Consider the following 12891-nt stretch of genomic DNA (forward strand, 5'->3'; position numbering starts at 1 on the left):
ATGCCGGGCAGGTTCTCTCGCGCCGGCTTCCTGTCTCCGGATGGTGCCGTCATGGACCCAAGACACGTCAGAACCGCCGCCGATGCGCGGGCCATTGTCGAGCACCGCGGTCTCGATCATGTCAAGATCGGCGTCTTCGACATCGACGGCATCATGCGCGGCAAGTACATGGCGCGGGACAAGTTCTTCGCCGCGCTCGAATCCGGTTTCGGCTTCTGCGACGTGGTGCTGGGCTGGGACAGCAACGACCAGCTCTATGACAACGTCAAGGTGACCGGCTGGCATACCGCGTATCCGGACGCCATGGTCCGCATTCTGCCCGAGACGTGCCGCGCGGTGCCGTTCGAAGGCGACATGCTGCTGTTCCTGGCCGAGTTCACCGGCGAGGCCGAGGCGGTCTGCCCGCGCGGCGTGCTCCGCCGGGTGCTCAAGCGCGCGGCCGACATGGGGTACAAGGTCGAGGCGGCCGCCGAATTCGAATTCTTCATGTTCGAGGAGACGCCCCATTCGGTGCGCGCGAAAAGTTACCGCGACCTGAAGAACGTCACGCCGGGCTTCTTCGGCTACTCCATGCTGCGCAATTCGGTGCACGCCGAATTCTACAAGGAGTTGCTGGACCTTGGCGCCGGCATGGATTTCCCCATCGAGAGCCTGCACACCGAGACCGGCCCCGGGGTGATCGAGGCCGCCATCGTCCATGACGAGGCGCTCGCCGCCGCCGACAAGGCGGCGCTGTTCAAGACCTTCACCAAGATCATGGCGCAGCGGCGGGGCTGGATGGCCACCTTCATGGCCAAATGGTCGCCCGACTGGCCTGGCCAGAGCGGCCATCTGCACATGTCGCTGTCGGCCGGGGATGGCGGTTCGGTGTTTTTCGACGCCGCCGCGCCCCACACCATGTCCGATACCATGCGCTGGTTCGTCGGCGGCCAGCAGCACTTGATGCCCGAGCTTCTGTCCATGATCGCCTGCACGGTCAACAGCTACACCCGGCTCATACCCGGATTCTGGGCGCCGACCGAGGCCAACTGGGGCGTCGAGAACCGCACCTGCGCGCTGCGGATCATCTCCGGCTCGCCCAAGAGCCAGCGGATCGAGTACCGGATCGCGGCGGCCGACATCAATCCCTACATCGCCCTCGCCTGCGCCATCGGCTCCGGGCTCTGGGGCATCGAGCACCGGCTCGATCCAGGCGATCCGGTGCCGGGCAACGCCTATGCCATGGCGTTCCCGCCCGAGCGCGGCCTGCCCCGCACCTTGTCCGAAGCGGCGGGCCGGCTGCTGGAATCGGCAGCCGCCCGCGACCTGTTCGGCGACGCCTTCGTCGATCACTACGCGGCCACGCGGGACTGGGAAGAGCGCGAGTTCCGCAAGGCGGTGACCGACTGGGAACTGGCGCGCTATTTCGAGATCATCTGATGCGCCCGATCCTGCAATGCATCAGCCCCGTCGACGGGCGCGTCTATGTGGAACGGCCGCTCGCCGACCGGCAGGCGATCGACATGGCTTTGGATCGCGCCGCGGGTGCCTTGCGCGGCTGGAAGACGGCCACGCTGGTCGAGCGTCAGGCGGTCCTCTCCCGCGCGGTGGATGGCGTCGTGGCGCACGGGGCGGCCATCGCCGAGGAACTGACCTGGATGATGGGCCGCCCCATCGCCCAGACGCCCGGCGAAGTCCGGGGATTCGAGGAAAGGGCGCGCTACATGATCGGCGCCGCCACCCAGGCGCTGGCGCCGCTGGACCCGGGGCCGAAGGAGGGCTACAGGCGTTATGTCCACCACGAGCCGCTGGGTGTGGTGGTGGTCGTGGCGCCGTGGAACTATCCCTACCTGACGGCGGTCAACGCCGTCATCCCGGCGCTCGCGGCGGGCAACGCCGTCATCCTCAAGCATTCGCACCAGACGCCGCTCTGCGCCGAACGTCTTTCCGGGGCCTTTCGCGCGGCCGGTTTGCCCGACGGTGTCTTCCAGCACCTGCATCTCGGCCACGAGGACACCGCGCTGCTGATCGGTGACGGGCGGGTCGGCGGGGTGTGCTTCACCGGTTCGGTCGAGGGCGGTCACGCGGTCCAGCAGGCGCTGGCCGGCAAGTTCGTCGCGGCCGGACTGGAACTGGGGGGCAAGGATCCGGCCTATGTCCGCGCCGACGCCGACCTGGCCCACGCCGTCGAGACTCTGGTCGATGGCGCCATGTTCAATTCCGGCCAGAGCTGCTGCGGCATCGAGCGCATCTATGTCCATGAGCGGCTGTACGACGACTTCGTCGCCGGGGCGCTCGAGCTGACCCGGTCCTATGTGCTGGGCGATCCGACCCGGCCCGAGACCACGCTGGGCCCCATGGTGCGGAGCTCCGCGGCGGCTTTCGTCCGGGGGCAGGTCGCCGAAGCGGTCCGTCAGGGCGCCGCCGCGTTGCTGGACCCGGCGCATTTTCCCGCCGATGCCGCTGGAACGCCCTATCTGGCGCCCCAAATCCTGGTCAATGTGGATCATTCCATGCGGATCATGACCGAGGAAACTTTTGGCCCCGCCGTCGGCATCATGAAGGTGACCTCCGACGAACAGGCCATCCGGCTGATGAATGACAGCGCCTACGGGCTGACCGCCGCGATCTGGACCGCTGATGTGGGGGCGGCCGAGCGCATCGGCCACCATCTGGAGACCGGCACCGTGTTCATGAACCGCTGCGACTATCTGGATCCCGCCCTGGCCTGGACCGGGGTCAAGAACAGCGGCCGGGGCTGCAGCCTGTCCGTTCTGGGCTATCAATACCTGACCCGTCCGAAATCCTTCCATCTGCGCACACGCACGCGCTGATCTCACCAGGGTAGCCTTCATGACCGTGCTGACCGCCGCCTGGAATTATCCGACCCGTATCCTGCACGGGCCGGGCCGCATCGCCGAACTGGCCCAGGCCTGCCGGACACTGGGAATCTCCCGGCCGCTGCTGGTGACGGATGCCGGCCTGAGGGAGGCGGCGATCACCCGCGAGGCCCTGGCCGCCCTGGCGGCCGATGGCATGGATGTGTCCGTGTTCGCCGAGGTCAAGCCCAACCCCGTGGGCGCCAATATCGAGGCGGGCGTCGCCGCCTACAAGGCGGGCGGTCATGACGGGGTGATCGCCTTCGGCGGCGGATCGGGTCTCGACGCCGGCAAGGCCATTGCGTTTATGAGCGGCCAGACCCGGCCGATCTGGGATTTCGAGGATATCGGCGACTGGTACACCCGTGCCGATCCGGCAGGCATCGCACCCATCGTCGCCGTGCCGACCACGGCCGGCACCGGCTCGGAAGTCGGCCGTGCCTCGGTCGTGGTGAACGAGGAAACGCACGAGAAGAAGATCATCTTCCATCCCCGGATCATGCCGGGCATCGTGATCGCCGATCCCGCGCTGACGGTCGGGCTGCCGCCGCATGTCACCGCCGCCACCGGCATGGACGCCTTCACCCATTGCTTCGAAGCCTACTGCGCGCCGGGCTTTCATCCCCAGGCCGACGGCATCGCGCTCGAAGGCATGCGGCTGATTCGGGACTACCTGCCGCGCGCCTATCGTGACGGCGGCGATATGGAAGCCCGCTCGCGCATGCTGGCGGCGGCCTCCATGGGCGCGGCGGCGTTCCAGAAGGGGCTCGGCGCGGTGCACGCCGTCTCGCATCCGGTCGGCGCGCTCTACGACACGCATCATGGGCTGACCAACGCGATCGTGCTGCCCTACGTGATGGTCCACAACCGCGCCGCCATCGACGACAGGATGCGCCATCTCGGCCGCGTCCTGGATCTCGCCGCGCCGGGCTTCGACGGCGTGCTCGAGGCGGTGCTCGACATGCGCGCGGCGCTGGGCATCCCGCATGGGCTGGACGCGATCGGGGTCGACGATGAACGCGCGGCCGAGATCGGCCGGTTCGCCGAGGCCGATCCGTCCGCCGGCGGCAATCCGGTCGCGGTCAAGGCGCCGGCCCTTGAGCGCATCTTCCGCGCCGCCGTGGCCGGATCCCTCGGCGACGCGGCGTGAGATGACCCGCGTTCTGATCGTCGAGGGCAACACCGCCGAGGCACGCGACCGGTCGGTCGCCGCCGGGGGCACGGTGGCCAACCAGCTCTATGCCGCCGCGCTGCGCCGCGTGCGCGGCGATCTGTCCCTGGAGGTCGTATTTCCGGCCGATTCGGGCGCCGTTCTGCCCGACTCCGCGGCCTTGCGCGGCTTTGACGGCATCGCGTGGACCGGCTCCTCGCTCAACATCTATCATGGCGGCCCCGAGATCGAGCGTCAGCTCGCCTTCTGCCGCACCTGCTTCGCCGCCGGCGTGCCCCAGTTCGGCAGCTGCTGGGGGCTTCAGGTCGGCGCCGTGGCGGCTGGCGGCACGGTCGAGGCCAATCCGCTGGGGCGCGAGATCGGCCTGGCCCGAAAGATCGTCCTGACCGGGGCGGGGCGCGTTCACCCCTTGTATCGCGGCCGTCCCGATGCGTTCGACGCCATCGCGGTGCACCGGGATATCGTGACCGCGCTGCCGGAGGGCGCCCAGATCCTGGCCCATAACGCCATGGCCCATGTCCAGGCCGCCGCCTTCAGCCGCGACGGCGGGGTTTTCTGGGGGGTCCAGTACCATCCCGAGTACACATTCACCGAGATCGCCGCGTCCATGCGACGCTATACGGAGGGGCTGGTCGCAGAAGGTCTCTTCGACAGTGTTGAGTCGGCGCGGTCCGCCGCGCAAGTGTTCGCGTCGTTCGACCAAGGCGGCGCACCGGAAAACCGCTGGCTGGCGGGTATCGATGGGGATGTGCTCGACCCGGCGGAAAGACTACGGGATCTGCGTAACTGGCTGGATTTCATTTCGGGCATATAATGATGGTGGGTTTGCGTGCAACGCACTTCCTGCTTGCGTTGTTGCCCTTTGCTTTTATCCTTGTGGCGTCATGCTGCTGCGGTTTGCCGGCCCGTCTCGCCACCCGGGATAGATTGCTGCCAATCCAAGGTACAGGTTGATGCGCTGCTCATCCGATGCGGCGCCACACATTGATTGGAGAACAGCGATGCCCGTCGGTACCGTGAAGTGGTTCAACAGCACTAAAGGTTATGGTTTCATTCAGCCGGACGCCGGTGGTCCGGATGTATTCGTGCATATCTCGGCCGTCGAGCGTGCCGGTCTTGGCAGCCTCAATGAAGGCCAGAAGATCTCTTACGAAGAGCAGCGCGATCCCAAGCGCGGCAAGACCTCGGCCGAAAACCTGAAGAAGGCCTGAGCGGGTCTTCTATGGACTGAATTGAAAGGGCGCCGACGAGTCGGCGCCCTTTTTCATGGCGCGGGCGCCGGAACCGGCGTGCCGATGGCGCTGTGGAAGTCGATGATGGCCCGCGCGAGGTCGGCATCGGCCTCGACCAGCGCCTCGCGATTGGAAATCAGGGTGCGCTGGGCATCGAGAATATCGATGAAACTCGCCAGTCCTTCCTTGTACAGCGCGTTGGCCTGCTGAAACGCCGTATCGCTGGCCCGCGCCGCCTCGCGATAATCCTTCTGGCTCAGACGCGCGCTGCGGATCGCCACCAGCGCCGTCTCGGCGTCGCGCAGCGCCAGCAACAGCGTCTGCCGATAGACCAGCAGCGCTTCCTGCGCCAGCGCCTCGGCGGTCCGAACCTGGGCGCGCCGTCCGCCGGCGTCGAACAGAGGAATATCCAGCGTTGCCGACAAAAGGCCGATCACCTGCTCGACCACCATGCCGCTGCCGATATCGGTGGCCTGGGCGGTCAGGCGGCCGGGCAGGCTGAGGCTCGGATACAGCGCCCCGGCGGCGACACCGATTTCGGCGGTGGCGCGCGCCAGGTTCGCTTCCGCCGCCGCCAGATCCGGGCGGCGGCGCAGAATGTCGCGCGGCGCGCCGGGCTCGGGGCCTCCCGCATACACCGGCACCCGCATCTCGCCCGGCAGCGCCGGTGCGGTCAGGCCCGGCGCGTCGCCCAGCAGCACGGCGACCGAGTTGCGGGCCGCTTCCAGCGACAATTCCAGCGGACCCTGGATCGCGCGGGTTTCCGCCACTTCGGCGGTCGCGCGGTTGACGTCCAGGTCGGCCGCAAGACCGGCTTCCTGCCGGCTGCGCACGATGTCGAGAGTCTGGTTCTGCAGCCCCAGGGACGTCTCGAGCAGCGCGAGCCGCGCACCCGCGCGCCGCGCTTCCACATATTGCCGGGCCACGTCCGCCACGGTCAGCCGCTGGATGTCGGCCACCAGCGCCGCGCGCCGCCGGGCTTCGGCCTGTGCCGCTTCCAGCGCCCGCGTCTGGGCGCCGAACAGGTCGGGCGTCCAGTTGAAGATCGCCGAACCGTCAGCCGATCCGGTGGTGGCGCGTCCCGCGTCGCCGCGACCGGCCAGAACACTGTCCAGACCGGCGCCCACCTGCGCATCCAGGGTCGGGAAGCGGGCGGAATTGGCCACCCGTGCCTGCTCGCGGGCCTGCGCAAGACGCGCGGCGGCGGCGGCGACGTCCAGATTGTCGGCCAACGCGTCGGCGATCAGGCTGTCGAGCACCGGATCCTCGAAGCCGCGCCACCAGCCGTCCTCGCGCGCGACGGTCTGCCCCAGCGACGCGCGGGCGGGGCCGAACGCCTCGGGCGCCGCCAGCGCCGGCGGGGTATACTCTGGCCCCGCCTTGACGACGCAGCCGGCCAGCAGCACGCCGATGGACAACAGGCCGAGCGCCCGCGCCAGACCGGTCATGTGGGGCGCTCCATGTCCTTGTCGGCGATGGTGCTGGCTCGTTCCAGTTCGCTGGCGAGTCTGTCCCCTTCGGCGGCGCGCGGCTTGCTGAAGCGGGCAAGGCCGAGATACATCACCGGGGTGAGGAACAGGGTGAAGATGGTGGCGAGACCGAGGCCGCCGAAGATCACCCAGCCGATGGCGACGCGTGCCTCGGCGCCCGGCCCGGTCGAGAGGATCAGGGGCAGCGCGCCCAGGACGGTCGACAGGATGGTCATGCCGATGGGACGAAGGCGCACCCAGGCGGCCTGCTCGATGGCCTCGCGAATCGGCAGGCCTTCGTCGCGCAGCTGGTCGGCGAACTCGACGACGAGAATGCCGTTCTTGGCCATCAGGCCGATCAGCATCACCAGTCCGATCTGCGAATAGATGTTCAGGGAGATCCCGCTGAAGAACAGCGCGTAGACGGCGGCGGCGATGCCGAAGGGGACGACCGCCATGACGACGAGCGCGCTGCTCACGCTCTCGAACTGGGCGATCAGCACCAGCAGCACGACGACCAGCGCGATGATGTAGGTCAGCGCGAGTTCCTTGGAGGTCTCTTCCAGTGTCGCCGCCTCGCCCAGCATGATCATGTCGATACCGGGCGGCAGATCGGCGGCCAGCCGGCGCAGATCGTCGACCGCCGATTGCAGCGGATAGCCCTGCGCCACCTCGGCTTCCACCTCGATGGCGCGGCGCTGGCCATGACGGTCGAGTTCAGCGGCGACGCCTTCCTCGCGCACGGTGGCCAGACTGTAGAGCGACACCAGGCCGCCGCTGTCGTTGCGCACGAACAGGTTGCGCAGGTCGGACGGGTTCTCGATGGCGCCGGTCCGGGATTCCAGAATGACCGGAACGGCCTGATCGTCCACATTGAGATCGACCAGATCGTCGCCGTCGATCATCGCCCGGAGCGTGCTCGATATATCCTCGAGCGACACCCCCAGATCGGCGGCGCGCCGGCGATCCAGGTCGAACGACAATTGCGGCTGGGTCGGCTGATAGGAAATCTCGACGTTGGAGAGATTGTCCAGTTCGGATTCGATCCGCGCCGAGAGCGCTCGCGCGGCATCGTAGATTTGCGCGTAGTCCGGTCCCGTGAGCGCCACCTCGATGCCGCCGATTCCTCCGCCCACATCCAGACTCGACGAGCCATGGACATTGACGCGGGCGCCGGGGATACGGGCCATGGGGCCCTGCAATTCCTCGATGATGGCCTGCTGGTCGCGGTCGCGCTCTGACCAGTCGGCCAGCGGCGCGGTGACCGACACTCGGTTCGGGTCCCAGCGGCCGACGACCGTGTAGAGCGACTCGATCTCGCCGCTGTCCAGATAGGGCCGCAGGATCGTTTCGATCCAGTCGGCCTGCCGCTCCGAATAGCTCAGTCCGACGCCGTCGGGTCCGGTCGCCCGGATGTTGATGACGCCGCGATCCTCCGGCGGCACCAGTTCCTGGTCGAGGGCGCTGAACAGCAGGGCGGCGCCGATCGCCGCCGCCAGTCCGATCCCCAGCGCCGCCAGGGGCGCGGCCAGCGCGAGGTGCAGAATCCGCCGGTAGAACGATGAGGCCCGCTGGCCGGCGGTGTTCAGCCCGCGGCGCAGTTTCGTATCCTTCGGCGGACTGTCCGACAGGCGCGCGGCCATGGCGGGGACAAGCGAGAGGGACACGAACGAGGAAATGGCCACGGCGATGGCCAGCACGAAGCCGAATTCACGGAACAGGCGGCCTGCCGTGCTGGGCAGGAACGAGATCGGCAGAAAGACCGAGATCAGCACCGAGGTGGTCGCCACCACGGCAAAGAACACCTGCTGTGTTCCCAGCACGGCCGCCGCGCGGCCGCCGATCCCTTGGGCGCGGCGGCGCTGGATATTCTCCAGCACGACGATGGAATCGTCGACGACCAGCCCTGTGGCCAGCACCAGGGCCAGCAGGGTGACGATGTTGATGGAGAAGCCAAGCGCCCAGATCGCCGCGACGGTGCCGATCAGCGAAATGGGAATGGCGACGCTGAGCACCACGGTCGCCGGCCACGAACCCATGAAGATCCAGATCGCCAGGATCACGATGGCGACGGTGATGGAAAGGCTCAGCAGCACCTCCGTCACGGACCCCCGGATGAACACCGCGTCGTCCGAGGTGACGACGATGTTGACGTCCTCGAACCGCTCGTTCAGGCGTGCCGCGACGCGCTGGGCCTCGTCGGAAATCTGGATGGTGTTGGACTGGGCCTGACGCACGATGCCCATGCCAATGACCGGCCGTCCGTCCAGCCGGACGTAGGATGTCGCGTCGGCCGGGCCGAAGAACACATCGGCCACGTCGCCGATGCGGATCCCGCCGCGGATGATCATCTCCTCCACGGCCTCGGGCGTGACCGTGCTGGCGTCCGCGCGTACGACCAGCTCCTGGTCGTCGGACCGGAAGCTGCCCGCCGGCACGTCGAAGGAGGCGGTCCGCAGCACGGTCGCCACGTCGGTCATGGACAGGCCATGGCCCGCCAGCCGCGACGGGTCCACCATGACCCGCATCTGTCTTTCCCGGTTGCCATTGAGCGGGACGTCGGCGACGCCGTCGATGGAAATGAATTCGGGAACGATGTCCTGCTCGACGATGCGGGTCAGTTCCTGCTCGTCCAGCGTCGCGCTCCAGACGGCAAGGCGCACGACCGGGTCCGCGTCATCGTCCGCCTTGATGACGAGCAATTCCTCCACATCCTCGGGCAGGTCGCGCTGGACGCGGCTCACGGCCTCGCGCACGTCCGAGGCCGCCGTGTCCAAATTGGCGCCGGGCCGGAATTCGATGCGGACGCGCCCGCTGTTCTCCTCGCTGGAGGATTCGATGGATGAAACGCCGGACACCCGGGCCACCGCGCCCTCGATGATGCGCGTGACCTCGGCATCCATGGTCTCGGGCGATGCGCCGGGGAAGGTGGCGCGGACCACGACGATGGGCCGGTCCACGTCGGGCAGTTCGCGAACCTCCACCGCCAGGATCGCGGCGATGCCGGCGATGGCGATCAGCAGGTTGATGACCAGAACCAGCAGAGGACGGCGTACGCCCAGTCCCGGGAGACCGCCGCCTTCTGCGCTCACGGGGCTGCTCCCGGGCGCTGTCTGGCGGTCGCCCCGGCTGGCGCGGGACGGTCGACGATGTCGACCGGCGTGCCGTCCCGGAGTCGCTGGACGCCTTCGACCACCACGGTCTCGCCCTCACGCAGCGCCGCGTCGACCAGCACGCGGCCTTCGCGCCGCTCGACGATCACCGCCGGAACGCGAACGGCCTTGCCCTCCCGGACCGCCCAGAGGTAGGAGCCTTCGCCGCCCCAGATGATCGAGGCTTCGGGTATGAAGGGATAGGCCCGGCCGGAGATTTCGATGATCATCCGGAAGCTCATGCCGGGGCGGAGCAGATCGTCTTCGTTATCGAAGGCGGCACGCACCGTGAAGCTGCGGTCGACCGGATCGATGCGGCTGCCCACATGCTGTACCTCGCCCTTCCTGGGCGCGGCATCCGTCGTCCAGGGTTCCGCCGTGATCGGCGTACCGGGCGTGACCTCGCCGATGAAGGCTTCCGGCACGGCAAAGTCGACCAGGATCACCGCGCGGTCGTCGAAGGGCGCGATTTCTGTGCTGGTGTCGACGCGGTCGCCGGGATCCAATTCGCTCAGTCCCACATGGCCGGTGAAAGGCGCCCGAACCGTCCGGTCGTGGAGCGCCACCTGGGCCTGTTTCAACTCGACCTGCGAGCCGTCCAGCGCGGTGCGGACCTCGTCGATCTGGCTTTCGCTCACCGCGCCGGTGTTCTTGATGCGCTCGTAGCGGGCCAGCAACTGCCGGTTGTTGCGCACTTCCACCTCGGCGCGTTCCACGGCGAGACGTTCGCGGCGGGCGTCGAGTTCGACCAGCGCGGCGTCCTTGGCCACCTTGTCTCCGGGGCTGAACAGCACTTTCGAGACCTCGCCGGCGGCGGCCGCGAACAGCATCACCGATTGCCGGGCACGCGCGGTACCGACCGCTTCGACGCGGGCCTGTTCGCCGGAGAAAGCGATTTTCTCCACGATCACCGGCGCCACCGGAGTCTCGCGCGGCGCATCCTCGCCGCCGCCGGTCAGCAGAAGGACGGCGCCGATGATGCACGCGCCGACCACGCCGACGATCAGCAGGGGGCGCAAGCGCTGAAGCGTCGGCGTTTTTTCAGGCGGCATGGAATGTGAAATGGGCTGGCACTCGGGAAAGGGTATGGTCGGTGACTGTGCCGCGCCACCCTATTGCTGTTTCATGACGCAATTGTAATCGGGCGGAGCGGCTATTGTCGGGAATCCGCTCCTTTCACCACGGGAATGACTCATGCGACTGACCCTTCTCTGCTTTTTTGTCCTGAATGTTCTGGTCCTGTCTCTCCAGGCCGCGCCGGTGCGCGCCGAGGAGGTGGGCTGCGTGTCGACGACCTTCCGCATGCTGGGACTGGCCAACGACAAGGTCTGCGTGGATTCCTTCCGCGATCCCAAGGTCGAGGGCGTGGTCTGTCACGTCAGCCGCGCGCGCACCGGCGGCGTCAAGGGCGCGGTCGGTCTGGCGGAGGATACGTCCGACGCGGCGGTCGCCTGCCGCCAGGTGGGACCGATCTCGTTCAAGGGCAAGCTCAAGGATGGCGAGGACGTGTTCAAGGAAAGCCGGTCCTGGCTGTTCAAGCGGCTGCAGGTGGTCCGCTTCTACGACAGGCCCAACAACACGCTGGTCTACCTGGTCTACTCGGACAAGCTGGTCGATGGCTCGCCGAAGAATTCCATTTCCACCGTGCCCGTCATGCCCTGGCGCTGAGGACCCAACCTCTCGAATCCGCCAGCTATCAGACTCACCAGTTTCGGCCGGCCCGATTTATTTATAACGTTTGTTGTGTGCCGCGAGCCGCGCACATCGGGAACGGCGCCACTCCCCGGGCGCCATTTCCCGCGGGCCGCGGCGGTCGATGAAGGCGCGCCGCGCGCCGCCTAGCTCCCCGCGGGCAGGCGTGCGGCGCCCCATCGTCAGGCAGTCAGCAGCGCTTTCGCCTGTTCCGCGCGCTCGCCGTGGCGGCGTTCTTCCTTGCCGTTCTGGCGCAGCAGCTTGGCCACTTCGGCATCGGTCATCTTCTGCGCCCAGCCCTCGTACATCAGCTCGCCGCCGAACTCGCCTTTGGCCATGTTGTCCAGCAGCGCCTCGTCGACCGGCAGGCTCGCGGGCGCCGTGTCGTACGGGTTCGTCTGCGGCGACGGGATCTCGAACATCTCGCCGGTCATCAGCTGGATCGCCTTCTGAAGCCGCTTGGCATGGGCCATCTCCTCCCGGCCATTGGCGGCGAGCAGGTCGGCGATCTCCTTCGAGGGCGCACCGGCGGCGAGCGCGTTGTAGAAGCTCAGGCCACTGGCCTCGAGGCAGATCATCAGCTTGAAATCATCGACCGTCGGCGTGCCGATGGTGCCGATATAGGCAAAGGCCTCTTCCGATGTCTGCGGCAGCGACGCGGGTAATATGCTCATGGCATCCTCCTGTTCCCTGGCGGTAACCTACTCTGGCCCGCGCCCGCCAACAAGCTGGCTTGATTGTTGACTCGGACGCCGATTACCCCTGTTCTAGAGGCCGGGAAGATCAAGGGGATGACCATGAACAGGGAAACGCTCGACATGACCGCCATTCTCGACCGGCTGCACCGGGTCGAGGCGGTACTGGAGATTCACAACCTCAAGTCGCGCTACTGCGCCGGCTGCGACGACAACCACAATGCCGATTCGCTGGAAGCCATTTTCGTGCCGGAAGGCCGCTGGAAGTGCGATGCCATGGGCGTGGACGCGCAAGGCCATGCCGAGCGGCGCGTGTTCTTCGACGGTCTCGCCAATTCGGGCCGCATCCGCAACTCCCAGCACATGGTGACCAATCCCCACATCGTCGTGGATGGCGACCGGGCGACCGGCTACTGGCGCATGATGATGGTCTATGCGGGCAACGCGCCGGACGGCAGCGTGCAGTTCCACCGCATTCTCGGCCACTACCAGGACGATTTCGTGTTCCGCGACGGCCACTGGCTGTTCGAGACCATCCGGCCGATGGTCGAGGACACCGAGGCCTACACCGTGGAGCCCAGCAAGTTCCGCTGAACCGGCCGCCCGCCGTCAGGGGTTTGCA

The 12891-nt window shown here is 67.5% G+C and carries 11 protein-coding genes; 7 read left to right on the forward strand and 4 right to left on the reverse strand.

Translation table 11 applies throughout. The features are described 5' to 3' along the window. Window positions 1-51 precede the first annotated feature (51 nt). The 5 genes from WJU17_RS13645 to WJU17_RS13665 all read left to right on the forward strand — a co-directional run bounded on the left by WJU17_RS13645 (window position 52) and on the right by WJU17_RS13665 (window position 5240). Complete coding sequence (locus WJU17_RS13645; RefSeq protein WP_346327948.1) at window positions 52-1419, forward strand: glutamine synthetase; 1368 nt, start codon at window positions 52-54, stop codon at window positions 1417-1419. Beyond that, window positions 1419-2813 carry an aldehyde dehydrogenase family protein gene (locus WJU17_RS13650; protein WP_346327949.1) on the forward strand — a complete coding sequence of 465 codons (1395 nt, stop codon included), beginning with the start codon at window positions 1419-1421 and terminating at the stop codon, window positions 2811-2813. Before WJU17_RS13645 ends, WJU17_RS13650 begins: the two co-directional genes overlap by 1 nt. 19 nt (window positions 2814-2832) lie before the next feature. Further along, entirely contained in the window at window positions 2833-4008 is a 1176-nt protein-coding gene (locus WJU17_RS13655) for an iron-containing alcohol dehydrogenase (RefSeq protein WP_346327950.1), read from the forward strand. 1 nt (window position 4009) lies between these two features. After that, complete coding sequence (locus WJU17_RS13660; RefSeq protein WP_346327951.1) at window positions 4010-4843, forward strand: type 1 glutamine amidotransferase; 834 nt, start codon at window positions 4010-4012, stop codon at window positions 4841-4843. Between the two features lie 187 nt (window positions 4844-5030). Continuing rightward, window positions 5031-5240, forward strand: a complete 210-nt coding sequence (locus WJU17_RS13665) for a cold-shock protein (RefSeq protein WP_346327952.1) — start codon at window positions 5031-5033, stop codon at window positions 5238-5240. Window positions 5241-5293: 53 nt separating this feature from the next. On the opposite strand, the gene WJU17_RS13670 is transcribed toward WJU17_RS13665, so the two are convergent. Genes WJU17_RS13670 through WJU17_RS13680 form a run of 3 tightly spaced genes read right to left on the reverse strand, consistent with a single transcriptional unit; the run spans window position 5294 to window position 10901 of the window. Beyond that, a complete protein-coding gene (locus WJU17_RS13670; RefSeq protein ID WP_346327953.1) occupies window positions 5294-6709 on the reverse strand; it encodes an efflux transporter outer membrane subunit in 1416 nt (471 codons plus the stop codon). Then, window positions 6706-9822 (reverse strand): efflux RND transporter permease subunit, encoded by a 3117-nt coding sequence (locus tag WJU17_RS13675; RefSeq protein ID WP_346327954.1) that lies wholly within the window; start codon window positions 9820-9822, stop codon window positions 6706-6708. The genes WJU17_RS13670 and WJU17_RS13675 overlap by 4 nt, the downstream gene beginning before the upstream one ends. Then, window positions 9819-10901 carry an efflux RND transporter periplasmic adaptor subunit gene (locus WJU17_RS13680; protein ID WP_346327955.1) on the reverse strand — a complete coding sequence of 361 codons (1083 nt, stop codon included), beginning with the start codon at window positions 10899-10901 and terminating at the stop codon, window positions 9819-9821. Before WJU17_RS13680 ends, WJU17_RS13675 begins: the two co-directional genes overlap by 4 nt. A gap of 175 nt (window positions 10902-11076) precedes the next feature. On the opposite strand from WJU17_RS13680, the gene WJU17_RS13685 reads away from it, so the two are divergent. Then, complete coding sequence (locus WJU17_RS13685) at window positions 11077-11550, forward strand: CreA family protein (RefSeq protein ID WP_346327956.1); 474 nt, start codon at window positions 11077-11079, stop codon at window positions 11548-11550. 206 nt (window positions 11551-11756) lie between these two features. Here the strand turns inward: WJU17_RS13685 and WJU17_RS13690 are convergent, their stop codons facing one another. Next, the gene (locus WJU17_RS13690; RefSeq protein ID WP_346327957.1) at window positions 11757-12248 is read right to left on the reverse strand and encodes a ferritin family protein; all 492 of its coding nucleotides are present in this window, start codon (window positions 12246-12248) and stop codon (window positions 11757-11759) included. 123 nt (window positions 12249-12371) lie between these two features. Between WJU17_RS13690 and WJU17_RS13695 the strand changes: the two genes are divergently transcribed. After that, window positions 12372-12863 (forward strand): nuclear transport factor 2 family protein, encoded by a 492-nt coding sequence (locus WJU17_RS13695; protein ID WP_346327958.1) that lies wholly within the window; start codon window positions 12372-12374, stop codon window positions 12861-12863. Window positions 12864-12891: the final 28 nt, after the last annotated feature.

The organism is Iodidimonas sp. SYSU 1G8 (assembly GCF_039655775.1).
Classification (GTDB): domain Bacteria; phylum Pseudomonadota; class Alphaproteobacteria; order SMXS01; family SMXS01; genus RI-34.

Excerpts from the sequence above, each read along its gene's own strand:
- WJU17_RS13665 (WP_346327952.1), top strand. The coding sequence starts at position 5,031 with ATGCCCGTCGGTACCGTGAAGTGGTTCAACAGCACTAAAGGTTATGGT.
- WJU17_RS13655 (WP_346327950.1), top strand. The coding sequence starts at position 2,833 with ATGACCGTGCTGACCGCCGCCTGGAATTATCCGACCCGTATCCTGCAC.
- WJU17_RS13670 (WP_346327953.1), bottom strand. The coding sequence starts at position 6,709 with ATGACCGGTCTGGCGCGGGCGCTCGGCCTGTTGTCCATCGGCGTGCTG.
- WJU17_RS13690 (WP_346327957.1), bottom strand. The coding sequence starts at position 12,248 with ATGAGCATATTACCCGCGTCGCTGCCGCAGACATCGGAAGAGGCCTTT.
- WJU17_RS13645 (WP_346327948.1), top strand. The coding sequence starts at position 52 with ATGGACCCAAGACACGTCAGAACCGCCGCCGATGCGCGGGCCATTGTC.
- WJU17_RS13650 (WP_346327949.1), top strand. The coding sequence starts at position 1,419 with ATGCGCCCGATCCTGCAATGCATCAGCCCCGTCGACGGGCGCGTCTAT.
- WJU17_RS13685 (WP_346327956.1), top strand. The coding sequence starts at position 11,077 with ATGCGACTGACCCTTCTCTGCTTTTTTGTCCTGAATGTTCTGGTCCTG.
- WJU17_RS13695 (WP_346327958.1), top strand. The coding sequence starts at position 12,372 with ATGAACAGGGAAACGCTCGACATGACCGCCATTCTCGACCGGCTGCAC.
- WJU17_RS13660 (WP_346327951.1), top strand. The coding sequence starts at position 4,010 with ATGACCCGCGTTCTGATCGTCGAGGGCAACACCGCCGAGGCACGCGAC.